This window comes from Aquimarina sp. KJ22-3 (assembly GCF_055808215.1).
On the sequence record NZ_CM147859.1, the window covers coordinates 277935 to 304771 of the forward strand.

Genomic DNA, 26837 nt, shown 5'->3' on the forward strand with positions numbered 1-26837 from the left:
TTAGTCTTCGACAAAAAGATAATTAAGCTGCAAGGTATTGAATTCGGTATTAAAGCCCTTAATTTCTTGAGAAATTAATTGATCAAAAGTATTCAATTGTTGTTCGATCTTTTTGGTCAATTCATTTTTTACAGCAATATCTTGAGCTGTTGGTCCAAAATCTCCCATACCTACCAAAGAGTTCAAGTGCCCTAGTTTATTGGTAAGTTTGATTGGGAAATTAAGAGGATCCTGATTACTCTTATTTTTGGTTTGATAGAGCGCTTTTTCTATATCGCTAAACTTTTCTTGTAAATCTTTTGCTTTTTGTACAAGCTCTTTGGTTTTTTCATTGTCTTTATACTGAGTTTCAAAACCTTTGAGTTGCTTATTGATTTTTCGAATCTTTTTAATCGATTGATGTGCTCTGTCTACAATCGCATTCACATCGGTAATAAAATCAAATTGCTGTTGCATATCCTGTTGGGTGGATTCAGCTCTTGGATCGGCAACAATAGTAAAGGACTGTTTACCAACATCAGTTCCATTAACGTTCAAGCTTACCTGATACGAACCAGGAACAGCTTTAGGACCATCCAGATTTGCCCACCATAAGATCATACCTTTTAGTTTTTCGGCACCATCGCCTCTCAAGTTCCAATTAAACTGATTTCCTCCGGCTTTTAGATCTTTTAATTGATCCTTTTTTTCTTTGGCCCCAGTACTGAAGGATTTGATGGTATCGTTTTTCTGATTGAAATAGGTGAGTTGTACCGTATCTTTTTCCTTGTCAAAATTTTTGAGGTAAAAATAGGTGGATACTCCAGCCGGATGATTTTTACCCTCTGTTTTTGAATCTTTTGCCTGGGTCCCTGGCATGCGATATGCATCTTTGGGTTTGTACAAAATATAATTTTGTGATTTTAGACTGCTATTAAGCTGGTGCAATACGGTAAGATCATCAATGATCCAAAGACTTCTTCCTTGCGTAGCTACGATAAGGTTGTTGTTTTTGATAGTCAGATCAGTGATAGGAACAATAGGCAGATTAAGTTGAAAAGACTGCCAGCTTTTACCATCATCAAAAGAAACGTACATCCCAGTTTCGGTTCCCGCATACAGAAGCCCTTTTCTTTTAGGATCTTCACGAAGGACTCTGGTAAAATGTTCTGAGGGGATACCGGTAGTAATTTTTGTCCAGGACTTTCCATAATCAGTAGTTTTATACAAATAAGGAGCAAAATCTCCAGATTTGTATTTGGTACCAGCGATATAACAGGTACCTGCATCAAAAGCACTAGGTTCTATGCTGTTGATCATCATCCATTCCGGCATTCCTTTTGGAGTAACATTGTTCCAGGTAGCACCTCCATCTTGACTTACATGCACCAATCCATCATCACTACCCACCCACAAAAGGCCTTCTTTTAGAGGACTTTCGGCAGCGGCAAAAATGGTACAATAATATTCTACAGACGTATTATCCTGAGTGATAGGACCTCCTGATGATTTCAACTTTTCAGGGTCGTTTCTGGTAAGATCGGGACTGATCACCTCCCAACTTTGTCCTTCGTTTTCGGTGACATGAACATGGTTAGAAAAGGTGTACAGTCGATTTGGATTATGCTTAGAAAATATAATAGGGAAATTCCACTGAAAACGGTATTTCATATCTTCTGCACCATGTCCCATTGGGTTATCAGGCCATACACTTATCGATCTAATGGTTTCTGTTTTGTGATTCACTCTGGTTAAGAAACCATCGTAGCTTCCGCCATAAACAATATCATTATTTTTTGGATCTACAGCAATGTGCGCAGATTCTCCACCAGCAGTTCTTTCCCAATCATCTTCGGATATGGAACTTCCAGAACTTCTATGACTGATACGAATCGTAGAATTATCCTGTTGCGCTACATAGATGCGATAAGGGAAATGATTATCGGTAGTAACTCTATAAAACTGTGAGGTGGGTTGGTTATGGTAGGTACTCCAGGTTTCTCCACCATCATAGGTGATTTGTGCACCCCCGTCATCTCCCATAATCATGCGTTTTGGATTTTCGGGAGCGATCCATAGATCATGATGATCTCCATGAGGAGCTCTGGCACTGGTAAAGTTTTTACCTCCATCTTTGCTTTTATGGTAGGATACGTTTACCACATACACTACATCTTTATCTTTAGTATCCGCATAAATACGCGTATAATACCAAGCTCTTTGTCGAAGACTTCTTTCACTATTTAGAAGAGTCCAGGTTTCGCCACCATCATCACTTCGGTAAACACCTCCTTTTTCTTTATTTTCTACTATAGCCCAAACACGTTCGCTATCTACTGGAGATACGGTAGCTCCTATTATTCCTAGTGTGTCCTTTGGGAATCCTTTATTGGTAGAAATTTCTTTCCAACTTTTTCCACTATCGGTACTTTTCCAAATTGCAGATCCTTTACCACCAGAACTTAGACTGTAAGGAGTTCTCCTGGCATTCCAGGTAGAAGCATATATAATTCTGGGATTATTAGGATCCAGAGTAAGATCTACGGCTCCAGCATCTGCATTGGCAAAAAGTACTTTGTTCCAGGTTTTACCTCCATCGGTACTTTTATAAACCCCACGATCTTGTGTTGATTTGTAAATATTTCCTAGTACTCCCGCATACACAATGTCGGGATTGGTAGGGTGAATGGCAATTCTCGGGATATGTCTACTCTTAGGTAAACCGGATTGGATCCATGTTTTACCAGCATCTACACTTTTCCAAACACCATATCCCGAAGATACATTACCTCGTAGTGTTTTTTCACCTCCTCCTACATATATCACATTAGGATCACTTTTGGATACTGAAATAGCACCTACAGAACCTCCAAAAAAACCATCAGAGATATTTTCCCAGGTTCTTCCTCCATCCACAGTTTTCCAGACACCTCCTCCGGTAGCTCCAAAATAAAATAAATTAGGCTTTCCGGGTACACCGGTTACTGCTGCGCTACGTCCTCCTCGAAAAGGACCAATTAGTCGATATTCTAGCGCATCATATAAGGCTGGATCATAGGTTTGTGATTGAAGCGGGAGATTGATAATAAAAACAAAAAGAATAGAAATTACTTTGATAAATCTTGAGTACATGGATGTTGAGTTTTGTGTTGTAAAGACCAAAATAGAATAGGTAAAGGTCAAACGATAGAATTGATGGCCTACTAAAGTCTATAAATAAAAATTGTTGCGAAAGATTTTCACGTAATTTTAACCTTGTATACAATAAGATCCTTTTTAACTTTGACACCATGATATTAGAAGGAGTAGTATTGGTATTAAGTTGTCTGGGGGTAATCCAGGCAATGTTTTTATGCTTTTATTTGTTTACCGTAAAAAGGGAAACAGAAAAGCGAATCAGTTTCTGGCTTTTGTTTTGTTAGGATTAACCATTCGGATAGGGAAATCAATTTTTCATAATTATATCGAGGTTGATCCAAGAATAAGAAACATGGCTATTGCAGCTATTTTGGCTGTGGGTCCTTTTCTATGGTTCTACGGAAAAGCACTTTTTGAAAAACAACCTATTTCAAAAAAACACTATTGGCACTTACTTCCGTTTGGTCTGTTTTTGGTGTTTAGCCCAATTATTCCCAATAGAGGAGACGTGGCTTCTTATATAGCATATTCCCTTGTTTTTGTGCATTTAGGGGTTTATCTAGGGGTCTGTTGGAAATATATTTCTGAAATAAAGGAAGAAACAGAGGTAAAACTCCTGAAATGGTATCGTAACATTACCATTGGAGTGAGTGTTACCTGGGCGTTGTATGTTGGTATTTTGTTACGGTGGATTCCTTTTTACATTTTGGGAGCAATTTCGTTTTCATTTTTAATGTATTTATTCACTTTTTTGTTGCTGAAAAAGCATGTCTTTGCATTAGAAAAGTATAGCAGCTCAACAATGGACAGAGCTACTTCAAGAAATACCTTGGAGCGACTTAAACATATGCTTGAAGAAGAAGAACTCTTCTTAAAAAGTGAAACCTCATTACAAAGTGTGGCCAAACTACTTGAAATCACACCAAGAGCATTATCACAAGTGATTAATGAGAACGAACACAAAAATTTTTCAGAATTTATAAATCACTATCGCATTAAAAAAGCCAAATCCTTGTTGACCGATGTGCAATATGCAAATGAGAAAATAGCAACCATTGCCTATGATTGTGGGTTTGGTAATGTTACTTCATTTAACCTGGCTTTTAAATCTGAAACTCAAATTACACCCTCTCAATATCGAAATCAGTACAAAGTGGCTTGACGTAAACCTCTTTTTTCGTTTTAAAAATCATGTTTTTTAAAGGGTTTTGACACAAACCTTTTCATTTTGCAATCCAAATCACACCAAAAATTGCAGTAATGAAAAAAACATTTGTATTGATGATTCTTATCGCTATGGGATGTGCCCAAGTAGAACAACCCATTGCAAAACCCACCCAAACCACACCTGTGAAGGAGGCAGTAATTGATAGTCTCAAGCATCCGTGGAGTATCGCATTTATATCTGAAGAAGAAGCGCTGGTTTCAGAAAAAGATGGAGACCTGTTGCGAGTCAACTTGCAGTCCAAAAAGAAAACGATCATCAAAGGCTTTCCGAGAGATTTAACCGATAGTATCCGAGTAGTATACCGAGGAGATAATTCTGGAACTTTCGAAGTGCGTTTACATCCCGAATTTCAGAATAACAGATTTATTTATGTTTCGTATGCCGCCAAGAAAATAGGAGAGGGGAAGACGACAAAAGTCATACGAGCAAGGCTAGAAAAAGACTCTTTGAAAGATATCAAAACCATACTCGAAGCCGGGCCATATACACGAGGGTACTATCACTATGGTGGAGGGATGACTTTTGGGCCGGACAAGAAATTATATATAACCATTGGGGAACGATTATTCAGAGAAATAGATGAGCCCGAAATGCCTATTGCACAGGACTTAACGGACAAACGAGGGAAGATTTATCGATTAAACCCCGATGGTAGTATCCCGGATGATAATCCAGATTTAGGTCCTGATGCACAGCCTGGTATTTATGCAATTGGTATTAGGGCGGCACAAGGCATTGCGATGGATCCCAAAAGTGGTAATATATGGTTTAGTGAACACGGTACCCGACAAGGGGATGAGGTTAATTTATTAAAAGCCGGGGCAAACTATGGATGGCCTGTGATTACCACTGGAGGATATCGAAGTAGAGACTATGTACCCCCAACAATAGAAGGAGCTACGCTTACCGATCCCAAATGGTACTGGCAACATACTGTTGCGCCTACTGGATTGATGTTTTACACGGGAGATGAATTTCCCGAGTGGAAAGGAGATTTGTTGGTTCCAGGGTTGTCGAGAGGGAGTCTTTGGCGATTTCGGATAGCAAATGATACCATACAAAGTGCTGAAGAACTTTTTGTGAATGATAGAGTTCGATCTCGAAAAGTTGTGCAAAGCCCAGAAGGAAAATTATATATGCTTACCGACGAGCCCAACGGAAAAATTGTAAGAATCAAAAACAAAACAATCTAGAAACACATGAAAACTTATTTTTTATCAATTGCAGTATTCATTGCATTCAATGTAACATTTGCACAGTCTGAAGAGGATCAAATCAAATCTACCTTACAAACCTATATCAAAGGAACATCGTACAACCAACCTGAAGTTATCAAAGAGGCGTTTTATAAAGAAGCCAATTTGTTCCTTTCTCATAAAGAAAAAGAACTATGGATTGTGCCCATAGCAGAGTATGCTTCCTGGTTTGAAAAAAAGGAGAAAGGAAAGTTTAATGGTAGAATAGGAAATGTGCTTTCAATCGATCAGGAAAATGATATCGCTACGGCCAAAGTTGAGATACTTTCCGAAGGAAAAGAGACGAGATACATTGATCTCTTTTTGCTGAAAAGAATAAAAGGAACATGGCAGATCATCAGTAAAGCGGCTACACGAACTAAGTAGTTTTGGGAGCAAGGAGTTGTGTTCGTACTTCCCGATTCAAAAAGTAACCAGTAACAATGGTTGCCAATACATCGGAGATAGGAAACGATATCCAAACACCAAGCTCTCCATAAAATTTAGGCAAGATCAAAACAAGAGGAATAAAGAAAAATCCTTGTCGAGATAGGGTAAGCAGTAGAGCAGGGATAGCCTTGCCAACAGCCTGAAAATAAGCTGCTCCTATAAGCTGCAATGCTATGATAGGAGTAGCTGCAAATACCCATCGCATCGGTTCTGTAGCATGAGAAAGTACAAATTGATTTACGGCTAATTCTTTTGCAGGAATATCAGGATTATCACTCAAAAACAGAGAAGCAATTTCTGCAGGGAAAATCATTAACCCAATAAATACTAAAGACGCAACTATAGCCGCGTATTTGATAGCTGTATTTATCGATTCTCTAACACGATCGTATTGTTTTGCGCCATAATTGTATCCCGCAATAGGTAAAAAACCTTGTGTGACTCCAAAAACTGGAAACAATGCAAACATCAACATTCGACCAATAATTGCATAGACTGCTACTAATCCTTCCTGACCCAAATCAAATAGGATGTTATTCATTAGTAAATAGGTGATACTTACAACGGCTTGTCTTGCCAATGTTACTCCCCCCAAAGAACCTATTTCTGTTACGATATCCTTTTGTAATACGAGATGCTTAAAACGAATTTTGAGTTCAGAGTTTTTTGAGGTAAAAAACCAAAAGATATATAAAAAGCATGCCAAATAGGATCCTGTAGTAGCCCAGGCGGCACCGTGCATACCCATGTCCAGCACATTAATAAAAATGTAATCCATTACTAAGTTTCCTACCGTAGGAATAATCATGGCGGTCATGGCAAACTTTGGTTTCCCTTCGGCACGAATCACCGTATTTCCCATCATCGCAAATCCAAGGATAGGAACTCCATACAGTACAATTACATAATATATCTTGGCAGGGTCAAAAATATCGCCTTTACCACCAAATCGTGGGATAATATCATCAACAAAAGCCAATCCAAGAATGACTAAAGAAACGGTACAAAGTAAAGTAAGGGTGATCTGATTCCCAAAAGTGTGTAAAGCCCTTTGCTTATTATCTGCGCCCAACGCTCTTGATATGATGCTAGAACCACCAATGCCAATGGCCATCCCTAAAGCAGCAATAAAAAAAGAAACCGGTAATACTACATTGATTGCAGCAATAGCAATAGAACCGATCCAATTACCAACAAAAATAGAGTCGATAAGAATATTGAGAGACATCACAAGAATCCCTATCGAAGCGGGGACTGCCTGTTTTATCAATAACTTACCTATGGGCTCAATACCAAGGGCTTCAGAGCTTACTTTTGCCATTATACCATTTCGGTTTTAACGGCAGACCATTCATTGATCCAATTGGCCAATACCTGAGCCCAATCATCTCTATCGTTAAGACAAGGAATGGTAGTAAATTCTTTACCACCAACTTCGTGGAATATTTCTTCTCCTTCCATGGCAATTTCTTCAAGGGTTTCGAGACAGTCTGATACAAAGGCCGGCGTTACGATAGCCATTTTTTTGGTACCTTCTTTTCCCATGCGCTCTATAGTACGATCTGTATAGGGCTGTAACCATGGATCAAAACCTAATCTGGATTGATAAGAAGTAGAGTAAGTACCATTCTTAAGCCCTAGCTTTTTGGCCACTTGTACTGTGGTCATTTCGCACTGATGACGATAGCAGAACTCGTGTTGTACAGATCCTTTTTTGAAACAACATTTCCCATCCATTTTACAATTTCCTTTACTGATATCACTTTTTCGGATATGCCTTTCGGGTACGCCGTGATAACTGAAAAGAATATGTTCATAATCCACACCTTCCAGATGTTCTGCAATGCTATTCGAGAGTACTTCGATGTATTCGGGTTTGTTGTAAAAGGCAGGAACATCGGTAATTTTCATATCAGGAAAATGTTCTGCTCGTAGTTCTTCTGCCAATACCAAAATAGTTTCGGTAGTAGCCATTGCAAATTGCGGATACAAAGGTACGATCATCACTTCATCAACTCCTTGATCGTGTAGTTCCTGTAACCCTTTTTTGATCGTCATAGAACCATATCGCATCGCCAGACCAATGGGGATATTGGTTTTTTCGGCAACCTTATTTTGTAACCGTTCTGAAATAACGATTAGCGGTGATCCTTCTTCCCACCATATCTTTTGATAAGCAGCTGCAGATTTTTTTGGACGTGTATTTAAAATAATTCCTTTAACCAATAATGTTCTTGCCCACAGCGGGAGATCAATAACACGTGGGTCCATTAAAAACTCACCAAGATATTTTTTTACATCTTTTGGATCGGTACTATCAGGAGATCCTAGATTTACCAGAAGAACGCCTTTGCTCATAATTTTTCTTTTTGCAAAGCAAAAATACGAACTAAATATCGGTTTGCATTAACAAAAACCATAAGACTTTTTGATAGCGAGATTTGAAAAAATGAACTGAAAAAGAGATTATTAAATAGTTATAAATAAAACATAACTTAGAAATACGTTAAATTCTGACAAACTGAAAGTTGAGTAGTTTTATTTTAGTATTTTTAAATAGTGAAAAAGCAAAGATGAACCTTGTATGGTCAAAAATAGTATTTGATTGTGCTAGGTTGCATGTGAACGTTAACAAACATTATTAGAACACATGAAACGTATTATCGTAGATGTCGAAAAAGATAAGCTACCTTTTGTCCTGGAACTATTAGAGCAATTTGACTTCGTATCTGTTTTGGCAGATCCAACCGAAGAAGATCAAGGGATGTATGACTCAATTGTTTCTCTGCAAAAGGGTGTGGGAATTCCACGAGTAGAATCTCTAGATTAGTTTGCCTTTAATTCAGGCTCATTACATATTTTTTGGGAGTGGTCCCAAACTTCTTTTTAAATGCTGCAATAAAGTGGCTAGCTGTACTGTAGCCCACTTTTAATCCTACTTCATTTACATTATGACTTCCTGAAGCCAGTAATTGTCTGGCAACTTCCATTTTGTAATCAAACAAGAACGCATATACCGGTTCCCCATAGATCTGCTTGAAACCGTCTTTCAACTTTTTTAGGGGTAGTCCAATTTCTTTAGAAAGTTCTTGCAGCGTGGGAGGTTCTGCCATGCGAGCGATGATGATTTCTTTGGCTTTTCTGATCTTTAAAACATTTTCTTCATCCACCAAAAAAGGACACTGTTCGATATTGGCATCTTCGGGTCGATTAAAATAAAGACTTAGCAGCTCATAAGCTTTTCCTTTATAATACAATTGTTTTATAGAAGGATGTAGTCCATAATTCATGATCTGATTGAGAACCACTGCCATTGATGGTGTGATAATCGCATCAGTATAATATTTTTTATCTCTGTTACCTTCTCCCAAAAACGGAATGTAATCTGCTTCTTTTGAAAATAAGGAGTGGAATTTTTTTATTGAAATCAATATGGTAATCAACCAGGAATCTTTTTCCATATCGATATTCATCGGTAAGTCACGTTGCGGGTTATAGAGCAACAAAGAATTTTCTTCAGCTAGGTTAATGGAGTAACTTCCGTTGTTAAAATTGAACTTGACTGAGCCTTTGATACAAAAGTGAAATTGAATAAGACTACTGTCGATTTCGCGGATAACATTCTGATTATCATCGATTTCATTTTGGAAAGCGAGAATGCGAAAACCATCCTCTATTTGGGTTTCTTCCAAAATTCCTGGAGCGTTATTTTTTAGTTCAATTTTCATACCTTGAAACGTATTTTATTTAGAAAGAGTCTAAACTGTCGCAAAAAGATTCTTGACTTTCCCTACAAAAATAGTGGTTTCCGCCGAGTATTGACCTAAAAACTAACGATAATACCGCATTTCGTTACTTATTGTTCCTCTAGCGTTATTTTATAACCCGTTTGTAGAATATTTTTGTGCGGTAAAAGGAAAAGACAGTACATGGAGCCCCATTTGAGCGCTAAAGGAAAACATTTTTATGCTATTGGACTCAGTTATAAAAAAGCTGATGCAGAAGTAAGAGGACATTTTAGCATTAATGACGAAGCCAAGAATACCATCCTCCTTCAGGCTAAGGAAGAAGGGATACCTTCTCTTGTAGTCATTTCTACCTGCAACCGAACTGAGCTTTACGGTTTTGCAGAACATCCTTTCCAATTGATTAAATTATTATGTGAACATACCGAAGGTACCGTCGAAGAGTTTGAAAAGGTAGCTTATGTACATAAAAACAGCATGGCGGTTTCCCACCTTTTTAAGGTAGGAACAGGTTTGGATAGTCAAATCCTAGGAGATTTTGAAATTATCAGTCAGATAAAAATAAGCTTTAAGCAATCCAAGAAAGATAACATGCTTAATCCTTTTATGGAGCGTTTGGTAAATGCGGTTATCCAAGCTAGCAAGCGTATTAAGAATGAAACTGAAATTTCTAGTGGCGCTACATCAGTAAGTTTTGCAGCTGTGCAATACATTATGGCGAGAGTTCCTTATGTTTCTGAAAAGAATTTGTTGCTTTTTGGAACTGGAAAGATAGGCCGAAATACCTGCGAGAATCTGGTTAAACATACCAAGAATGATCATATTGTTTTGATCAATAGAACAAAAACCAAGGCTGAAGAAATTGCAGGTAAGTTCAATTTGGTAGTTAAAGATTACGCTAACATTCAATCAGAGATCACCAAATCTGATGTGCTTATTGTAGCAACAGGAGCACAAAAACCAACCATCTCTAAAGCACTTATTCATTCAGACAAACCTTTGTTAATCCTTGATTTATCAATACCTAGAAATGTTTCGTTAGATGTTACAGAACATCCTAATGTTACCTTGGTACATTTGGATGATTTATCAAGAATGACGGACCAAACTTTGAAAAAGAGAAAGGAACATGTACCACATGCTGAAGGGATCATCGCAGAGGTACAAGAAGAGTTCGATAGTTGGCTAGACACCAGAAAATTTGCACCTACTATAAAAGCATTGAAGCATAAATTGGCTACGTTTAAGGAAGCCGAAATCAATTTGCAACGCAAGAAATATGATGGTTTTGATGAAGAACAGGCAGAATTGATTAGTGATCGTATTATTCAAAAAATTACGAATCATTTTGCGAACCACTTGAAAGATGCTACTACTTCTGCAGACGAGAGCATCGAATTGATTCAGAAAGTATTTCAATTACAAAATAAATAATCTTGGGTAAAACAATCCGTATAGGTACCAGAGATAGTGAGTTGGCCCTTTGGCAGGCAAAAACCGTTCAAAAGTTACTACAGGAAGCAGGATATAACAGTGAGTTACTTCCTGTAAAATCTACAGGTGACATCGTTTTGGATAAACCTTTGTATGAGTTAGGGATTACAGGGATTTTTACAAAGACTTTGGATGTTGCTATGCTGAATAACGACATCGATATTGCGGTGCATTCGATGAAAGATGTTCCTACACGATTACCGCATGGTATTGTTGAAGCTGCAGTGCTGAAAAGAGCCAATGTAAATGATATTTTGGTTCATAAAGGTCTTGATTTTTTAGATATACAAGGGGTTATCGCTACCGGGAGTCTACGTCGCAAAGCACAATGGTTGCATAAGTTTCCCGAGCATACCGTTGTTGATTTACGCGGAAATGTAAACACAAGGATGCAAAAGTTAACCGATAATGCCTGGAACGGAGCCATCTTTGCAGCCGCGGGATTAGAGCGTATCAATTTAAAACCCGAAAATTACATTGACCTTGATTGGATGACACCAGCACCTGCACAAGGCGCAATGCTGGTAGTAGCAAAAGAAGAAGATACCTATTGTAAAGAAGCTTTGCAACATCTTAATGATCCTACTACCGCTTTATGCGTACACATAGAAAGAGAATTTTTAAGAGTGTTAGAAGGAGGATGTACTGCACCCATAGGAGCATTGGCAAGAGTCATAGATGAAGACATCATTGATTTCAAAGGAGTGTTGTTTAGTCTGGATGGTAAACAAAAGATAGAGGTAGAGAAAAAGAGCAAGATCGGGAATGAGCAACAGCTAGGAGAACAATGTGCAAAAGAGATATTGAATAATGGTGGGACAGCATTGATGAAGGAGATTAAATCCATGATGAAGTAATGAGTTTGGCTACTGTATTGTCTACCAAAAAATTATCTGTTTCGCAAAGAGAGTTGCTGTTAAATGCAGGATTAGGTTTTGTAGATTATGATGCAATCACCATCGAATCGGTCAGTTTTGAATACAATGGGGCAGTGGAGAATGCGATTTTCACAAGCAAAAATGCAGTAAAGGCAGTTTTGCAAGCTAGAATAACCGTTTCAAATTGTTTTTGTGTAGGACAAAACACAAAAAAATTACTTGAAGAAAATGGGCAAAAAGTAATAGAAACTGCTCAAAATGCTTCAGATTTAGCCAGAATCATTGCAAAAACGTATAAAAATGACACTTTTGTGTTTTTTTGTGGAGATAAAAGAAGAGAAGAACTACCTCAGATTTTGAAAGAAAATGAAATTCAATTTTCAGAAGAGATGGTATACAAAACGGTATTAGCTCCAAAAAAATTTGACCGGGTTTTTGATGGGATACTGTTTTTTAGCCCTTCGGGTGTGCAGAGCTATATATCTCAAAACGATGTTGCTCAAAGTGTAGCTTTTTGTATAGGAAACACTACGGCATCATCGATCAAAAAACATACCGATCAAATACAAATAGCCAACAAACCTACTGTCGAGAATGTAATTGTTCAGGCGGTAAAATATTTTAAAAACAACTAACATTCCTTTATTGGGAGTGAAAGAAAGAACATATGACAACACTAAAAAATGATCTTTTCCTAAAGGCATTAAAAGGAGAAACTGTAGAACGTCCACCTGTATGGATGATGCGTCAAGCCGGAAGATATTTGCCAGAATTTATGGCACTCAAGAAGAAGTATGATTTCTTTACGAGATGTAGAACTCCAGAGCTAGCTGCAGAAATTACGGTACAGCCTATTGATATTATCGGTCCTGATGCTGCTATTTTGTTTAGTGATATCCTGGTGATTCCACAGGCGATGAATATTGAGGTAGAAATGAAAGATGGAATAGGTCCGTGGTTACCAAATCCAATTCGATCTTTAAAAGATGTAGAACAAGTTGTTGTCCCCAATGTATATGAGGAGTTAGGATATGTGTTTGATGCGATCAAGCTTACCAAAGAAATGCTGGATAATAGAGTACCACTTATTGGTTTTGCGGGATCTCCTTGGACTATTTTGTGTTATGCAGTACAGGGTCAGGGATCCAAAAATTTTGATAAGGCCAAGGAGCTTTGTTTTGCTCATCCCAAAGCTGCACATGCACTTTTACAAAAGATAACAGATACTACGATCGCTTATCTAAAAGCAAAAGTAGCTAGTGGTGTCAATGCCGTTCAGGTGTTTGATAGCTGGGGTGGGATGTTATCTCCAACAGATTATCAAGAGTTTTCCTGGAAGTACATTCAACAAATCGTGGATGCCTTAAAAGAAGAAACAGAAGTTATCGTTTTTGGTAAAGGATGTTGGTTTGCCTTACAGGAAATGGCAAAATCGGGAGCTTCTGCATTAGGTGTAGATTGGACCTGTTCTGCTCGTAATGCCCGTTACCTTACCGGTGGAAATATTACATTACAAGGAAATTTTGATCCTTCGAGATTGCTTTCTCCACCCGATCAGATCAAAAAAATGGTAACACAAATGATCGATGAGTTTGGAAAAGATCGTTATGTGGCAAATCTAGGGCATGGGATTTTACCAAATATTCCCGTAGAAAATGCACGAGCTTTTGTAGATGCGGTAAAGAACTACGGTAAATAATGAATTGGATTGCAGTGATAAGGCGGCTAAGTATCAAAGAGATATTTTCGTTAGTCTTTTTATCACTGCAATATCCATTATACATTTTCCCTACACTAAAAGCGACAAAACAGACACTTACAATCTGTAATCAAGAATATAAGGATACCCATCACTTACATGGTAAAGGAAATGCCTTTAGGCATGCGTTGTGGAATATCTTGATTGCTTTATATACATTTCAGATCCATAAGAATGAACAAAAATCGGTACAATGGGCAGAAAGAATAACTGACTTACACGAAGAATTAGCACCCAATAGACCTTTGGAGAAAGCCATGGATTTACACAACAATGCCGTAGGGCGGGCTGTTTTTGAGAAATTAAAGAACAATACCATTAATGAGATCGTAACCGAGGTGAAAAAAGAGCAGAAAGAGGAGGAGTAATTCGCATAGTCTCGGATATTGAACAATACAAGAAGGATTTAGTATATCTTGCAGAAGAAAATTAAATTGCAGTTGAAACAAAAGTTGGTATTGCACTACTAATTAGAAGCTAATCAATCAAAACCACAATATATGTTCAAGAATATCATTAATGGAGTAAAAGCGTATCTGGGTACTTTTGGGTTAATTTCAAAACTGGGACTTTGGAAATACTTTGCCATACCTATACTCATTAGTATTGTAACAGGATTGACCTTTATAGCACTAGCCTATTTTTTTGCGGATAACCTGGGAGGTCTAATCGCCAAAGTCTGGGTTTGGGAATGGGGATCTGAAACTTTTGGGACTATTAGTAATTTTATAGGAGGTGCTTTGATATTGGTTTTAGGATTGGTTTTGTACAAGCACATTGTTATGGCTTTATCTGCTCCATTTATGAGTCCAGTTTCAGAACGGGTAGAAGCTCATTTATTAGGAGAAACCACACACGAACATCGCAACACTTCGTTCCGCCAACAATTATCAAGAGGTATCCGAATTAATGTTAGAAATTTAATTCGCGAATTGCTCATTATGATTCCTTTGATTATTCTAAGTTTTATACCAGTGGTTGGGATTATTGCAACGATTCTTATATTTCTGATTCAGGCGTATTATGTTGGATTTGGAAATATGGATTATACCATGGAACGTCATTTTGGATATAAAGAAAGCATACAGTTTGTAAGAAAACATAGAGGACTAGCTATCGGGAATGGTGCTGTTTTCGTACTGATGCTATTTATTCCTATAATCGGCTTTATTATCACCTTGCCAATTTCGGTAGTAGCAGCATCTACGGAAACCGTAAAGATTTTGGAAGAAAAGAAACTGATAGCAAAATCAAATACGCCAAATACAACTGAAGCTATTACTGAATAGATTTCATTTTGAAAAAATAGAAGAGACGGATGAAAGACACATTTTATAAGTATATACAAAACTTGCAGGATAGGATCACTACCAAATTAGAAGAAGTTGATGGTAAGGCAAAGTTCCAGGAAGATATTTGGAAACGTCCAGAAGGAGGGGGAGGAAGAACTCGGGTGATTGAAGATGGTGCTGTTTTTGAAAAAGGTGGAGTCAATATTTCTGCAGTACATGGACCGTTACCAAAGGCGATGCAGAGTTATTTTAATGTGGGAGATGTCGATTTTTTTGCCTGTGGTTTGTCATTGGTACTACATCCTATAAATCCTATGGTGCCTACCGTTCATGCTAATTGGCGCTATTTTGAAATGTATGATAAATTAGGAGAAATTGTAGATAGTTGGTTTGGCGGAGGACAGGATTTAACTCCGTATTACTTATTTGAAGAAGATGCTAGACATTTTCATAGTGTTTGCAAGAATGCTTGTGATAGACATCATCCTGATTTTTATAAAACCTATAAGAAAAAGTGCGATGAGTACTTTTATAATGCGCATCGAGAAGAAGCCAGAGGAATCGGAGGATTGTTTTTTGATTATTGTAAGAAAAAGGATGACATGACTATGCAAGATTGGTATGATTTTGTTACCGATGTAGGAGATAGTTTTTTGGATGCTTATGTGCCAATTGTTGAAAGAAGAAAAGACCTTTTATTTGACGAAAATCATCGCAATTGGCAAGAAATTCGACGCGGTAGATACGTAGAATTCAACCTGGTACACGATAAAGGGACACTTTTTGGGTTAAGAACAAATGGACGTATCGAAAGTATCCTGATGAGCCTGCCACCAAGGGTTCAGTGGCGATATGACCATCATCCAAAAACCGGAACTGAAGAAGAAAAACTAGTTGAAGTGCTCAAAAAACCCGTTGAATGGCAATAATTTGATTTTTTTTATTATCTTGCGGCGTAATTATTTAAGTTTTACCTATTTACGATGTAAACTTTTTAACACAAATGCCCATGAAAAAATTTCTACTATTGCTTACTTCAATCCTACTTGTTAGTTGCCAGATGTTTGAGCCTAAAAAGGAAGGATTTGCTAAATTTTCAAAAAATAAAATTGAATTCAAAAACAATACGATTGTTCTTACAAGTGACTACGTAAAATCTAATCCTGAAGACTTCAAGGCTAAGATCGAGATGATCGAAGGGAAACCAAAATTTCAAAATGTTGCCCTTGCTGAGTTAAAAAAGATTCAGGACAAGAAAGTAGACTTCGAAATCTTTGTTGACGAGAATAATGTAGAGAACTACGTATTTATCTACAATTGTGATTACTACAAATTTGATGAACACCGTGCCGCTCGAGTAGTGCAGGCTTTAAGTGAACAAATCAAAGATGAAGCGAACAGTCAAGACGTTCGTTACAAAAGGATTCATGGTAGATATTTCTTTACGCCAACTTCAAAAGTAGTGAAGTTAAAGTATCTAAAAGCGTATAAGAAAGAAAAGAAATTTCAAACAGAATACATTGTAGCTTCAAAAACTGGAGGTGTTGGTATCTCTATCAGTAACCTAGAGGATATTGATTTTGAAAGCTCAGTGAAACGTTTAGCCTCAAAATAAAATTGATTAGACTTATTTGATAGGTCTGCTAACAATTTTAAATGCCGTATCTTAGAATTCTATATAGAATTTTGAGTACGGCATTTTTGTTTTCGTTATTTTTTTTGAATCGCTTATGAGGTATACGATAATTGGCATATTAGTGTCGTTGGTTCTTTTGGGTTGTGCCCGTTCTGTAGAACCTACTGTAGAAAATATCAATAAGATTTTTGAATCCAAAGATTTTACTTTCGAGTTCCATCAACCAGATGGCACTTGCCGATCGCTAAGTTTTCGAAATGATTATGTGGTGTATAAAAGTGACCTACCTACCTATCGTCGGGGTATTGAGTATGAAGAAGTTGTGCTTATCAATGATTATATCCAAAAAATCGTTAATCTTCATTCCGCAGCCCTGGATCGGGAAACCCATCCGCACTATGTGATAAAAAATACGGCGTATAAGGTTATTATTGTTCCGGATCAGGAAGATTTTTACTTCGATGCTTTACTAAAAACGTTGAAACTGGATTCTGCAAAATTAAAAGAGTAACGCTACCAGGATCATTCAAACAAAAGCGTAAAAATGGTCTCTTTATTCAGAATAGAATGAACGGTCAAATTTCCACCATGTAAGTGCATGATTTGTTTGGATAGACTAAGGCCAACACCCGTTCCATCACTTTTGGTAGTATAAAAAGGAACAAAAATCTGTTGTAGGATTTCTGGAGGTATTCCTGGTCCATTATCCTTTATGGTAATATACTTCTTTCCGTTTTCAGTAACACCAGCAATGAGTTCGAGCTTTGCATTTTCTACACCATTTAGAGCTTGCATGGCATTCTTGCTTAAATTGACCAAAACTTGGGTAATCAATTTTTCATCGGCATAAATTTCTATACTTTCCTCGGGGTGGGTTATGGTAATATCAACGACATGATCATTTTGATTTTGAGTCATTAGAACTAGCACTTTTTCCAGAAGTTTTTCTACATCGATCAGAATTTTATCCGGAGCAGGAACATTGAGGAAGCTTCTGTAGGATTGCACAAAACTCATCAGATCGTTACCTTGATCTTTAATTACTTCCAATCCTTTTGCGGTCATTCGTATTTTACTTTCGTCCAGTTGCTCCAATGGTACAATCTCGTCTTTATCCTTGTAATAATTCAGAATAGAAGCAGAGATAGAAGTAATAGGGGTTACGGTATTCATAATTTCATGTGTAAGTACACGAATCAATTTTATCCAGGAATCCGTTTCTTTTTTGTCCAATTCATTTTTAATGTCTTGAACGGTTATCAGATTTAGCACTTCTTTGTTAGAAATAATTTCACTGGACTTTATAGCGAGTTGTATACTTTCCCGTTCATTAGATAGTTGAAAAAGTTTACGCTCAAAGGGTTTAATGTTCTTGAATATATCAAACAAGCCTTGGTCCACTAATTGTATCTGTTTAATGTGATTAAGCGGTTTATAGTTCAATAGCTTTTCCATCTTTGGGTTTGAAAAAAGAATATGCCCTCTATTATTAAAAGTGAGAATACCTATTTCAGCCTGATTAAGAATTTCCTTATAATATTGTTCCTGTGCTTGATTCTGCAGATATATTTTTTGTATTCCACTGTTTAGTGTATTCAAGCTAGTATTAAGTTCGTTAAAAGAAGGATCATTACCTTCTTCTGGAAACCGAAGCGTAAAATCCTCGTTTTTGATGGCATTAAAGAAGAAGGCTATTTTTTTATTATTCTGATTCACATATCGGATAAGTAAAACCGTTTGTACGATGAGAAAAATAAAAAGGATGATAGAGATGGCATAATTGGCTCTTAAAATAAGAAAAGCCATAAGAAGCGCAGTTACGACGATCACCAATACTTTGGTAGCTACTCGTATGTAGAATTTTTTGCTTAACATTAAAGATCAAATTTTTTGATTTTGTTATACAAAGTTTGTCTTGATATGCCTAATTGGTTTGCAGCTGCACTGTAGTTTCCATTGTGTTGTTGCAAGGCTTTGTCGATCATTACTTTTTCCATTTCATCCAGGGTTTCAGGAACATTTTCAAAGGAGAGCTCGTTTCTGGCGTTCAATAGAAAATCTACAGGTTTTAGTACATTGCCTTCGGCTAGGATCACAGCTCTTTCCATAGTATGCTGCAATTCCCTCACGTTTCCTGGCCACGTGTATCCCAACAATTTTTCCTGAGCGGCATCATTTATCCTAAGGGTAGGTTTTCCATATTTTGTAGTGAATTTTTTTAGATAAAAATCAGCTAAAATCAGAATGTCATTTTCCCGTTCACGCAAGGCAGGAACTTCAAGATGAATAGTGTTGATTCGATATAGCAAATCTTCTCTAAAAATTCCGTCGGCTACCATTTGAGGAAGATTACAATTGGTAGCACACACAAGCCGAATATCAACAGATATAGGTTTGTTAGATCCTACTCGTACAATGGTTCTGTTTTGTATGGCAGATAATAGCTTGGCTTGAGTTTGCAGAGATAAATTCCCTATTTCATCCAAAAACAGTGTTCCTCCATTTGCCGCCTCAAACTTTCCTGCCCGATCTTCTTTGGCGTCTGTAAAGGCGCCTTTGGTATGCCCAAAGAGTTCGCTTTCAAACAAGGTTTCGGATATAGAACCCATATCTACTCCTATAAACACTTCATCTTTGCGAGAAGATAATCGATGTAGCTCTCTAGCAATAAGTTCTTTTCCGGTACCGTTTTCACCTGTGATCAATACATTGACATCGGTCTTAGCCACTTTGCGTACCAGATTTAACACTCCGGATAACGCCGCAGAGTTTCCTATGATGTAGTTGCTATCCTGATTGATAACTTGCTTGAGATTGCTTTCTTTCTGTTTTAATTCCTGTACTTCTTTTTGAGATTTACGTAATAAAAGAGAAGATTTTATAGTGGCCATGAGCTTTTCATTATTCCAGGGTTTTAGAATAAAATCAGATGCACCAAGTTTTAATGCTCTTACCGCTAGATCCACTGCTCCATAGGCAGTCATCATAATCACCGATATGGATGGCGCTTTCTTTTTAATTTCTTTCAACCAAAAAAGACCCTCGTTACCTGTATTGACTCCAGCAGAAAAATTCATGTCCAAAAGAACGATGTCATAATCCGGAAGATTGGGAAAAGAGGATATTTGATTAGGATTCGATATGGTTTTAATGTGTTTGAACTCAAATTGCAATAAGATCTCTAATGCACTAAGCACACTTTTGTTGTCATCGATAACCAGAATTTTTCCTTCTTGCATGGTATATGAAATTGATAGTATAAAGCTACAAATTGAGAATCAGAATATGATCCTGGTGTAAAATTATTAGACACTATTTGTATAAATATTTTACAGTATCAATTCTATGATAATATTTTATTTTTTATAAAACAATGACAATCAGATGTTTATGTTTTTGGCACGTAGTTAGACTATAGTTTGGCATCGAAAAATAATTTTATACACAAAATGAAATATTTGACCACAGTAGTATTCTTTTTTTGTTGCTTGCTTTCAGAAACGATTCAGGGGCAACAAACCTGGACATTGGATGAGTGTGTATCTTATGCCATTCAAAACAATCTTCAGGTTAAGGATTTTGAATACTCTGAACAAGCCAATAAAGAGGACTACAGACAATCGATTAGAAACTTACTGCCTAGTGTAAGTGCGTTTTCTAACTACCGTATCAATTTTGGGCGATCTGTTGATCCAAATACCAATAGCTTTGTGAATACTGAATTTGTTTCTAACAATTACAGCCTGGATGCACAAATTGATTTGTTTCAAGGTTTTCAAAAGGTAAATACGATCAAAGCCACCAAGTTTTTATATCAAGCTTCTTACGAAGAAACTTTACATCAAAAATACTTACTAGCATTTCGAGTAATGTCGGCTTTTTATGATATCCAGTTTATGAAAGGATTACTTGCTATTTCTAAAGAGCAGGTTCAGGTTTCTCAAGAAAACTATAACCTGGTTAAAAGACAGGTAGAATTGGGGCAAAAAGCAAAGGCAGATTTGTATGAAGCAGAGTCTGCATGGTTGGCTGATCAACTTTTGGTGACGCAAAGTGAGAACAATCTGGAAGCTGCAAAGCTAGCGTTAATGCAAGAAATGAATTTAAATGAAGATCGTACCATTACCGTAGTTGATTTGGGGATGGAGAAAAGATCATCGGTAGAGGTGGTAGAAAAGAATGAAGACTCAATTTTTAGTGCTGCCCAAACCGTAGTGCCGATTATCAAAGCGCAAGAGCTTAGAATTCAAGCTGCCAAAAAGCAATTGGCCGCAACGCGTGGAGCTTTGTATCCTTCTTTTGTCTTCTCTGCGGGATATTCTTCTCGATATGTAGATAATAACCTGGATAGTGATACTGGAGAATTGATTCCTTTTAATACGCAAATCAAGGACAATGCCGCTCAGTTTGTGGGAGTCTCATTGCGAATTCCTATCAGTAATGGCTGGTCTAGCCGTTCTCGGGTAAAGCAACAAAAAGTTGCCATGATGAGAGCCGAAAACAATTACAATATTCAAAAGCAGGAAACATATCAAATCATACAACAATTGGTACAGGACGGAAATGCGTTGCAAAGAGAATATGAACAAAGTAATTTGAGAAGAGACTCACAACAAGTCGCTTTCGATATTGCACAAAAAAGATATGAGAAAGGACTGATCAGTATCATAGAACTCAACCAATCCAAAAACTTGTTGGCTAATGCTCAAAATGAGTTTTTGCAAGTGCGGTTACGATCAAAAATAAATAAAAGTACACTGGACTTTTACGAAGGATTGCCAGTTTTTAACATCAAAAGAGTACAATAAAATGGACATAAAAATTGAAAAGAAAAAAGGATTAAGACCTAAACATTATGGGTATATTGTTGGGGGCATAGTGTTACTTTTTATGGGTTGGAAAATGGCTTTTGGTAATACGGCTTCTACCTTTCGAACAGATCGGGAAAAGCTTTCTATTGCAAAAGTATCCTTCGGAAAATTTGATGATTACATCACTATCAATGGTAATGTTGCTCCAATAAGTACCATTTATATGGACGCTTATGAAGGAGGAAGAGTAACCGAAAAGTTGATTGAAGAAGGAGCCATGGTAAAGAAAGGAGATATCATTTTGAAATTAGAAAACAGAGGATTGTACGAGCAAATATTAGCAAGTGAAAATAATCTGGCTTTAAAACAAAATGACTTACGATCCACCAAACTTACTTTTGATGCTAGACAGGTAGAAGGAAGAAAGGATTTGGTGAATTCTAAATACGAATTGCAGAAAGTAAAAAGAGCTTACGAGCAAAACGAGGCCTTGTATAAAGATGAGCTTATCTCTAAAGAAGAGTATTTAACTGCAAAAGAAAATTATGAGTTAGCCGCTAAACAGTTCGAAATCATAAAAATCCAAACGGATCAGGATAATGTACTTCGTAATACTTCTTTGAAAGAACTGGATGGAGATTTGGCGAGAATGAAAAAAACACTATCCATGGTGTACGAGCGTATCGATCACCTTAATGTACGTGCTCCTGCAGATGGTCAGTTAGGGTTTTTGGATGCCGAAATAGGGCAGAGTATTCAGCAAGGACAACGTATAGGACAGGTAAATGTACTTACCGATTATAAAATTGAAGCCTCAATCGATGAGCATTATATCGATAGGGTAAAAAGGAACTTAACCGCTGTTCTGGAACGAAATGGTACTGAGTACGAATTGCGAATCCGTAAGGTATACCCAGAGGTAAGAAACGGAAGATTTAACGTAGATTTAGTCTTCGTGAATGAAAAGCCAGAAACCATCCGCTCAGGACAGAGCTATAACCTGAAGCTGCAATTGGGAGCATCAAATGATGCATTACTATTGCCAAAAGGAAGTTTCTTTCAGAGTACCGGTGGGCAATGGATTTTTGTATTGGATGAGTCTGGAAACGTAGCTTGGAGAAGACCCATACGCATAGGAAAACAAAACTCTAGATACTATGAGTTGTTAGAAGGACTCGAAACCGGAGAACAGGTAATTACATCAAACTATGATAATTTTGGTGATGCCGAAAAAATCATACTTAAATAAACATAAAATAAACAATCAAGAAATGATACAGATCAAGAATTTAAAAAAGAGCTTTAGAACTGAAGAAGTTGAAACTCTGGCCTTAAATAGTGTGAACCTTACTGTAGAAGAGGGTGAGTTTGTAGCCATAATGGGACCCTCTGGTTGCGGAAAATCAACTCTTCTTAATATCCTGGGGATGCTCGACAACCCGACCGAAGGAAGTTATCATTTTGGTGGTCAGGAAGTAGGTGGATTAAAAGAAAATCAACGTACCAAGATCAGAAAAGGGAACCTTGGGTTTGTATTTCAGAGTTTTAACCTGATCGACGAGCTTACCGTTTTTGAAAACGTAGAGTTGCCGCTTATTTATTTGAATATGAAAAAGAGTGAGCGCGAACAAAAAGTAAAAGCGGTTCTGGAACGTATGAAAATCGCACATCGAGAAAAGCATTTTCCACAACAATTATCAGGAGGACAGCAACAAAGAGTTGCGATTGCCAGAGCGGTGGTTACCAATGCCAAATTGATACTTGCCGATGAGCCAACGGGTAATTTGGATTCTAAAAACGGGATCGAGGTGATGAATTTACTTACCGAACTCAACCAAGAAGGAACTACTATTATTATGGTTACTCACTCTGATCGAGACTCACATTACGCACATCGAATCATTAATCTATTTGACGGACAGATTGTAACCGAAAGTCAAAATAAACCTTTCGAGGTAAAAGCATAAAGTATAAACACAAAAAATTAGACTCATGACAAAATTAATTATTCAAATCGTTACGCTTACCACTGCGCTTATTGCAACTACAGTGGGTTATGCTCAAAAGAACATTACTGTTGATCATTTTGAAAAAGCAATCATTAGCCCACATGTTGAAGTGGTATTTAAGCAAGGAGAAACTGAGAGTGTGGTTATCGAAAATTCAAAAGTAGAAGATCATAAAATCAACGTAGAAGTAGAAGGAAAAACACTAAGAATCTATTTAGATGGAGCAAAAATGGTGACCAAACAAAAGAAAGTGTATCACCAAAATGGTTGGAAAATGAAAAAACCAATTTATCCGGGGACTATGATTACAGCTACCGTTACCTACAAAGATCTTAAGGAACTTTCTATCAGAGGAGAGGAAGTGATTAAGTGTGAAAGCCCAATCCAAACCGAAGATTTCAGATTAAAACTGTATGGAGAACCTAAGGTTACATTTGAAGACATCAGTGTAGATAAATTAGGAGTAACCATGTATGGTGAAGGGTATTTAGAATTTAAAGGTGGAGCTGTAAATCGCCAAAAGTACACGGTCTACGGTGAGGGAGAAATAAATGCTGTAGGATTAAATACCGAAAGCACAAAAATCACTGCCTATGGAGAAGGTAATTTCAGAGTTAATGTTAAAGATGACCTCAAAGTAACTGCCTATGGTGAAGCTACCGTAGCTTATGATGGTGACCCTTCTGTAAATAAAGGAATCATTATAGGGGATGCAACCATTCGAAAAATGAATTAGGACATAAAACCTTATCAATTTACAACATCAAAAAACGAACAGTCATGTTTAAAATGCATTTCAAAATAGCCTGGAGAAACCTCATCAAGAATAAAGTATATTCTGGAATCAATATCATAGGTTTGGCAATAGGACTAACCGCTGGGTTTCTTATTTTGCAGTATGTAAACTTTGAGCATAGTTATGACAAGTTTCATAGTAAGAAAAATTCCATTTACCGAGTTGTAGCAGATTTGGATACGCCTTCTTCAGGAAAAATGGAAAGTAGCAGACCAGCTTGCGCGGTACCTCCGCATATGGAAGAAGAGTTTCCCGAAGTGATTTCGGCAGTGCGTTTTATGCGATTAGAATTGGCTGTCCGAAAGGATGAGGTAAAACTTGTTGAAGACAAAGCTGCTGCTGCTGATAAAGCTTTTTTTGAAGTGTTTGACTTTGATTTGCTTCAGGGAAATAAGAAGTCTGTGCTACAAGAACCATATAGTGTGGTTCTTACTCAAGAAACGGCAAATAGATACTTTGGTAATGAATCTGCAATTGGTAAGACGATACGTCTCAAAGATGAAGATATCAATGACTTACCCTTTACCGTAACTGGTATTATGGCTGAAATACCCGAGAATTCTCATATCAAAGCGAATATGATTATTTCTATGACTACCTATAGCGAGGGGGTATTGCCAAGGATTGATGATGCCTGGGGATTGTATGACCCTGCTGCGTATATTCTTGTACATCCTAATACAGATCCTAAACAATTAGAAGCAAAATTTCCAGATTTTCTGGAACGTAATTCTGGAGAGACGATGAGACGTGACAAAATGTTTGTGTCTCTATCCTTGGAACCGCTAGAAGATGTGTATTTGCGTTCTGAAAGAGGAGGAGAGTATAGTGGTGATTTAGGAACCATCTATATCTTTTCTATCATTGCAATTTTTATACTGTTGATCGCATGCATCAACTTTGTGAATCTAACCACTGCCAGATCCGTAGAGCGAGCCAAAGAGGTTGGGGTACGAAAGGTAATCGGAGCCGAAAAACGACAATTATCTTTACAATTTGTTGGAGAGTCGGTTATTATCAGTTTAATCGCTTTTGTGATTGCTTCGGTATTGACGGCTTTGGTTTTACCAGCATTCAATGAAATTGCAGGGAAAGTAATTAGTGATGGGATTTTTACCAATCCTATAAACATCATCTATCTATTTTTAATCGCCTTATCCATTGGTGCATTTGCTGGAATATACCCTGCGTTTGTGTTGTCTTCTTTTAAACCTGTAAACGTACTAAAAGGTAATTTTTCTACAGGTACCAGAGGGATCATCTTAAGAAAAGGATTAGTAATTACCCAGTTTACCATTTCGATTACCCTGATTATCGGTACGATTATTATTTATAATCAGATGAATTATATGCGTAGTCAAGAATTAGGATTTGATAAAGAACATACTGTTCTTTTACCGGTGACTGTATCTTCGGCTCAAAAAGAGCTAAAAGATAATATTGATAATATTTCGGGTGTGGTGTCGACAACTTTGGCTTCTACAGTTCCAGGAGCATATAATAATTCGGCATATTCTGTAATCCAAAATAGCCAGGGAGAAGGTCAGGTTGCAAATATAAATGCCTATTTCGTTGATCATGATTTCATTTCTCAATTCGGACTTAAAGTGATTGCAGGGCGCAGTTTTTCAAGAGATTTTGTTACAGATTCTGCTCAGGGGATGATCATTAATGAAAAAGCAGTAAAATTCTTGGGTTATTCTTCTCCAAAAGATGCATTGGGCGCCACCTTTTCGCAATGGGGAAAAGAAGGTCAGGTCATTGGGGTGATTCAAGATTTTCATTTCAAATCATTACAAGAAAATATACAACCACTCACCATGACCATAAAGCCAGATGAGACTGATCTATTAGCAATCAAAATTACTGGAAACAATATCAAACAGACACTAGCAGATATTCAGAACAAATGGGAAACCATCTTGCCAAACGATTCTTTTAATTATCAATTCCTGGATGAAAACTTTGATAAACAATATCGTTCTCAGGAACGCTTTGGAAGTTTGTTTCTCAATTTCGCAGTCTTGGCAATTTTAATCTCTTGTCTTGGTTTGCTAGGTCTTGCTGCGTACTCTATGCTTCAACGCAAAAGAGAAATTGGGGTTCGCAAAGTACTGGGAGCTTCGGTAGCCCAAGTAGTAAAACTACTATCTACTGATTTTCTAAAGCTGGTTACCACGGCGTTTTTAATCGCATCGCCGTTGGCTTGGTATGTTATGAACGATTGGTTATCACGTTTTGCCTACAGAATCTCTATAGAATGGTGGATGTTTTTACTGGCAGGTACAAGTGCGATAATCATTGCATTAGCAACCGTAAGTTTTCATGCCCTGAAAGCCTCTTTGGCCAATCCGGTAAAGAGTCTTAGAACCGAATAAAATCATCA

At 37.3% G+C, this 26837-nt stretch carries 24 protein-coding genes; 18 read left to right on the forward strand and 6 right to left on the reverse strand.

The window, feature by feature from the left end:
- Complete coding sequence (locus AC0L3Q_RS01210) at positions 1-3111, reverse strand: WD40/YVTN/BNR-like repeat-containing protein (RefSeq protein WP_473284378.1); 3111 nt, start codon at positions 3109-3111, stop codon at positions 1-3.
- 220 nt (positions 3112-3331) lie between these two features.
- Between AC0L3Q_RS01210 and AC0L3Q_RS01215 the strand changes: the two genes are divergently transcribed.
- The 3 genes from AC0L3Q_RS01215 to AC0L3Q_RS01225 all read left to right on the forward strand — a co-directional run bounded on the left by AC0L3Q_RS01215 (position 3332) and on the right by AC0L3Q_RS01225 (position 5967).
- On the forward strand, positions 3332-4279 hold the full coding sequence (locus AC0L3Q_RS01215) for a helix-turn-helix domain-containing protein (RefSeq protein WP_473284380.1): 948 nt from the start codon (positions 3332-3334) through the stop codon (positions 4277-4279).
- Positions 4280-4377: 98 nt separating this feature from the next.
- Entirely contained in the window at positions 4378-5538 is a 1161-nt protein-coding gene (locus tag AC0L3Q_RS01220; RefSeq protein WP_473284381.1) for a PQQ-dependent sugar dehydrogenase, read from the forward strand.
- Positions 5539-5544: 6 nt separating this feature from the next.
- On the forward strand, positions 5545-5967 hold the full coding sequence (locus tag AC0L3Q_RS01225) for a nuclear transport factor 2 family protein (RefSeq protein WP_473284383.1): 423 nt from the start codon (positions 5545-5547) through the stop codon (positions 5965-5967).
- Here AC0L3Q_RS01225 and AC0L3Q_RS01230 read toward each other — a convergent pair.
- On the reverse strand, positions 5960-7351 hold the full coding sequence (locus AC0L3Q_RS01230; RefSeq protein ID WP_473284385.1) for an MATE family efflux transporter: 1392 nt from the start codon (positions 7349-7351) through the stop codon (positions 5960-5962). The genes AC0L3Q_RS01225 and AC0L3Q_RS01230 overlap by 8 nt on opposite strands.
- Positions 7351-8388: a ferrochelatase gene (hemH, locus tag AC0L3Q_RS01235; protein ID WP_473284387.1), complete on the reverse strand. Its 1038-nt coding sequence runs from the start codon at positions 8386-8388 to the stop codon at positions 7351-7353. The genes AC0L3Q_RS01230 and hemH overlap by 1 nt, the downstream gene beginning before the upstream one ends.
- A gap of 292 nt (positions 8389-8680) precedes the next feature.
- Here hemH and AC0L3Q_RS01240 point away from each other — a divergent pair, with 292 nt between their 5' ends.
- A complete protein-coding gene (locus AC0L3Q_RS01240; RefSeq protein ID WP_073315868.1) occupies positions 8681-8860 on the forward strand; it encodes a hypothetical protein in 180 nt (59 codons plus the stop codon).
- Positions 8861-8867: 7 nt separating this feature from the next.
- Here the strand turns inward: AC0L3Q_RS01240 and AC0L3Q_RS01245 are convergent, their stop codons facing one another.
- Positions 8868-9758, reverse strand: coding sequence for a helix-turn-helix domain-containing protein (locus AC0L3Q_RS01245; RefSeq protein ID WP_473284389.1), 891 nt, complete (start codon positions 9756-9758; stop codon positions 8868-8870).
- Positions 9759-9959: 201 nt separating this feature from the next.
- Here AC0L3Q_RS01245 and hemA point away from each other — a divergent pair, with 201 nt between their 5' ends.
- The 9 genes from hemA (at position 9960) to AC0L3Q_RS01290 (ending at position 17346) form a co-directional block, all read left to right on the forward strand.
- Complete coding sequence (hemA, locus tag AC0L3Q_RS01250; RefSeq protein ID WP_473284390.1) at positions 9960-11210, forward strand: glutamyl-tRNA reductase; 1251 nt, start codon at positions 9960-9962, stop codon at positions 11208-11210.
- Positions 11211-11212: 2 nt separating this feature from the next.
- Positions 11213-12127, forward strand: a complete 915-nt coding sequence (gene hemC, locus AC0L3Q_RS01255) for a hydroxymethylbilane synthase (protein WP_473284392.1) — start codon at positions 11213-11215, stop codon at positions 12125-12127.
- Positions 12127-12783, forward strand: coding sequence for a uroporphyrinogen-III synthase (locus AC0L3Q_RS01260; protein ID WP_473284394.1), 657 nt, complete (start codon positions 12127-12129; stop codon positions 12781-12783). The genes hemC and AC0L3Q_RS01260 overlap by 1 nt, the downstream gene beginning before the upstream one ends.
- 32 nt (positions 12784-12815) lie before the next feature.
- Complete coding sequence (gene hemE / locus AC0L3Q_RS01265; RefSeq protein ID WP_473284396.1) at positions 12816-13847, forward strand: uroporphyrinogen decarboxylase; 1032 nt, start codon at positions 12816-12818, stop codon at positions 13845-13847.
- Positions 13847-14275 carry a DUF6973 domain-containing protein gene (locus tag AC0L3Q_RS01270; RefSeq protein WP_473284398.1) on the forward strand — a complete coding sequence of 143 codons (429 nt, stop codon included), beginning with the start codon at positions 13847-13849 and terminating at the stop codon, positions 14273-14275. Before hemE ends, AC0L3Q_RS01270 begins: the two co-directional genes overlap by 1 nt.
- 132 nt (positions 14276-14407) lie before the next feature.
- Positions 14408-15196, forward strand: coding sequence for an EI24 domain-containing protein (locus AC0L3Q_RS01275; RefSeq protein ID WP_473284400.1), 789 nt, complete (start codon positions 14408-14410; stop codon positions 15194-15196).
- A 29-nt stretch (positions 15197-15225) separates the two neighbouring features.
- Positions 15226-16128 (forward strand): oxygen-dependent coproporphyrinogen oxidase, encoded by a 903-nt coding sequence (gene hemF / locus AC0L3Q_RS01280; RefSeq protein WP_473284402.1) that lies wholly within the window; start codon positions 15226-15228, stop codon positions 16126-16128.
- 80 nt (positions 16129-16208) lie between these two features.
- Complete coding sequence (locus tag AC0L3Q_RS01285; protein WP_473284404.1) at positions 16209-16814, forward strand: hypothetical protein; 606 nt, start codon at positions 16209-16211, stop codon at positions 16812-16814.
- A 115-nt stretch (positions 16815-16929) separates the two neighbouring features.
- Positions 16930-17346, forward strand: coding sequence for a hypothetical protein (locus AC0L3Q_RS01290; RefSeq protein ID WP_473284406.1), 417 nt, complete (start codon positions 16930-16932; stop codon positions 17344-17346).
- Positions 17347-17357: 11 nt separating this feature from the next.
- Here the strand turns inward: AC0L3Q_RS01290 and AC0L3Q_RS01295 are convergent, their stop codons facing one another.
- Both AC0L3Q_RS01295 and AC0L3Q_RS01300 read right to left on the reverse strand, forming a co-directional pair.
- The gene (locus tag AC0L3Q_RS01295; protein ID WP_473284407.1) at positions 17358-18710 is read right to left on the reverse strand and encodes a sensor histidine kinase; all 1353 of its coding nucleotides are present in this window, start codon (positions 18708-18710) and stop codon (positions 17358-17360) included.
- Positions 18710-20074: a sigma-54-dependent transcriptional regulator gene (locus tag AC0L3Q_RS01300; protein WP_473284409.1), complete on the reverse strand. Its 1365-nt coding sequence runs from the start codon at positions 20072-20074 to the stop codon at positions 18710-18712. The genes AC0L3Q_RS01295 and AC0L3Q_RS01300 overlap by 1 nt, the downstream gene beginning before the upstream one ends.
- 210 nt (positions 20075-20284) lie before the next feature.
- Between AC0L3Q_RS01300 and AC0L3Q_RS01305 the strand changes: the two genes are divergently transcribed.
- The 5 genes from AC0L3Q_RS01305 to AC0L3Q_RS01325 are packed head-to-tail and all read left to right on the forward strand — an operon-like array spanning position 20285 to position 26829.
- Positions 20285-21643 (forward strand): TolC family protein, encoded by a 1359-nt coding sequence (locus AC0L3Q_RS01305; protein ID WP_473284411.1) that lies wholly within the window; start codon positions 20285-20287, stop codon positions 21641-21643.
- A 1-nt stretch (position 21644) separates the two neighbouring features.
- Positions 21645-22895: an efflux RND transporter periplasmic adaptor subunit gene (locus AC0L3Q_RS01310; protein WP_473284413.1), complete on the forward strand. Its 1251-nt coding sequence runs from the start codon at positions 21645-21647 to the stop codon at positions 22893-22895.
- Between the two features lie 22 nt (positions 22896-22917).
- On the forward strand, positions 22918-23613 hold the full coding sequence (locus AC0L3Q_RS01315) for an ABC transporter ATP-binding protein (RefSeq protein ID WP_473284415.1): 696 nt from the start codon (positions 22918-22920) through the stop codon (positions 23611-23613).
- A 25-nt stretch (positions 23614-23638) separates the two neighbouring features.
- Positions 23639-24391 (forward strand): head GIN domain-containing protein, encoded by a 753-nt coding sequence (locus AC0L3Q_RS01320; RefSeq protein ID WP_473284416.1) that lies wholly within the window; start codon positions 23639-23641, stop codon positions 24389-24391.
- 44 nt (positions 24392-24435) lie between these two features.
- The gene (locus tag AC0L3Q_RS01325) at positions 24436-26829 is read left to right on the forward strand and encodes an ABC transporter permease (RefSeq protein WP_473284418.1); all 2394 of its coding nucleotides are present in this window, start codon (positions 24436-24438) and stop codon (positions 26827-26829) included.
- Positions 26830-26837: the final 8 nt, after the last annotated feature.

Coding starts and splice junctions, on each gene's coding strand:
- AC0L3Q_RS01210 (WP_473284378.1), bottom strand. CDS start 3,111: ATGTACTCAAGATTTATCAAAGTAATTTCTATTCTTTTTGTTTTTATT.
- AC0L3Q_RS01215 (WP_473284380.1), top strand. CDS start 3,332: ATGCTTTTATTTGTTTACCGTAAAAAGGGAAACAGAAAAGCGAATCAG.
- AC0L3Q_RS01220 (WP_473284381.1), top strand. CDS start 4,378: ATGAAAAAAACATTTGTATTGATGATTCTTATCGCTATGGGATGTGCC.
- AC0L3Q_RS01225 (WP_473284383.1), top strand. CDS start 5,545: ATGAAAACTTATTTTTTATCAATTGCAGTATTCATTGCATTCAATGTA.
- AC0L3Q_RS01230 (WP_473284385.1), bottom strand. CDS start 7,351: ATGGCAAAAGTAAGCTCTGAAGCCCTTGGTATTGAGCCCATAGGTAAG.
- hemH (WP_473284387.1), bottom strand. CDS start 8,388: ATGAGCAAAGGCGTTCTTCTGGTAAATCTAGGATCTCCTGATAGTACC.
- AC0L3Q_RS01240 (WP_073315868.1), top strand. CDS start 8,681: ATGAAACGTATTATCGTAGATGTCGAAAAAGATAAGCTACCTTTTGTC.
- AC0L3Q_RS01245 (WP_473284389.1), bottom strand. CDS start 9,758: ATGAAAATTGAACTAAAAAATAACGCTCCAGGAATTTTGGAAGAAACC.
- hemA (WP_473284390.1), top strand. CDS start 9,960: ATGGAGCCCCATTTGAGCGCTAAAGGAAAACATTTTTATGCTATTGGA.
- AC0L3Q_RS01260 (WP_473284394.1), top strand. CDS start 12,127: ATGAGTTTGGCTACTGTATTGTCTACCAAAAAATTATCTGTTTCGCAA.
- hemE (WP_473284396.1), top strand. CDS start 12,816: ATGACAACACTAAAAAATGATCTTTTCCTAAAGGCATTAAAAGGAGAA.
- AC0L3Q_RS01270 (WP_473284398.1), top strand. CDS start 13,847: ATGAATTGGATTGCAGTGATAAGGCGGCTAAGTATCAAAGAGATATTT.
- AC0L3Q_RS01275 (WP_473284400.1), top strand. CDS start 14,408: ATGTTCAAGAATATCATTAATGGAGTAAAAGCGTATCTGGGTACTTTT.
- hemF (WP_473284402.1), top strand. CDS start 15,226: ATGAAAGACACATTTTATAAGTATATACAAAACTTGCAGGATAGGATC.
- AC0L3Q_RS01285 (WP_473284404.1), top strand. CDS start 16,209: ATGAAAAAATTTCTACTATTGCTTACTTCAATCCTACTTGTTAGTTGC.
- AC0L3Q_RS01290 (WP_473284406.1), top strand. CDS start 16,930: ATGAGGTATACGATAATTGGCATATTAGTGTCGTTGGTTCTTTTGGGT.
- AC0L3Q_RS01295 (WP_473284407.1), bottom strand. CDS start 18,710: ATGTTAAGCAAAAAATTCTACATACGAGTAGCTACCAAAGTATTGGTG.
- AC0L3Q_RS01300 (WP_473284409.1), bottom strand. CDS start 20,074: ATGCAAGAAGGAAAAATTCTGGTTATCGATGACAACAAAAGTGTGCTT.
- AC0L3Q_RS01305 (WP_473284411.1), top strand. CDS start 20,285: ATGAAATATTTGACCACAGTAGTATTCTTTTTTTGTTGCTTGCTTTCA.
- AC0L3Q_RS01310 (WP_473284413.1), top strand. CDS start 21,645: ATGGACATAAAAATTGAAAAGAAAAAAGGATTAAGACCTAAACATTAT.
- AC0L3Q_RS01315 (WP_473284415.1), top strand. CDS start 22,918: ATGATACAGATCAAGAATTTAAAAAAGAGCTTTAGAACTGAAGAAGTT.
- AC0L3Q_RS01320 (WP_473284416.1), top strand. CDS start 23,639: ATGACAAAATTAATTATTCAAATCGTTACGCTTACCACTGCGCTTATT.
- AC0L3Q_RS01325 (WP_473284418.1), top strand. CDS start 24,436: ATGTTTAAAATGCATTTCAAAATAGCCTGGAGAAACCTCATCAAGAAT.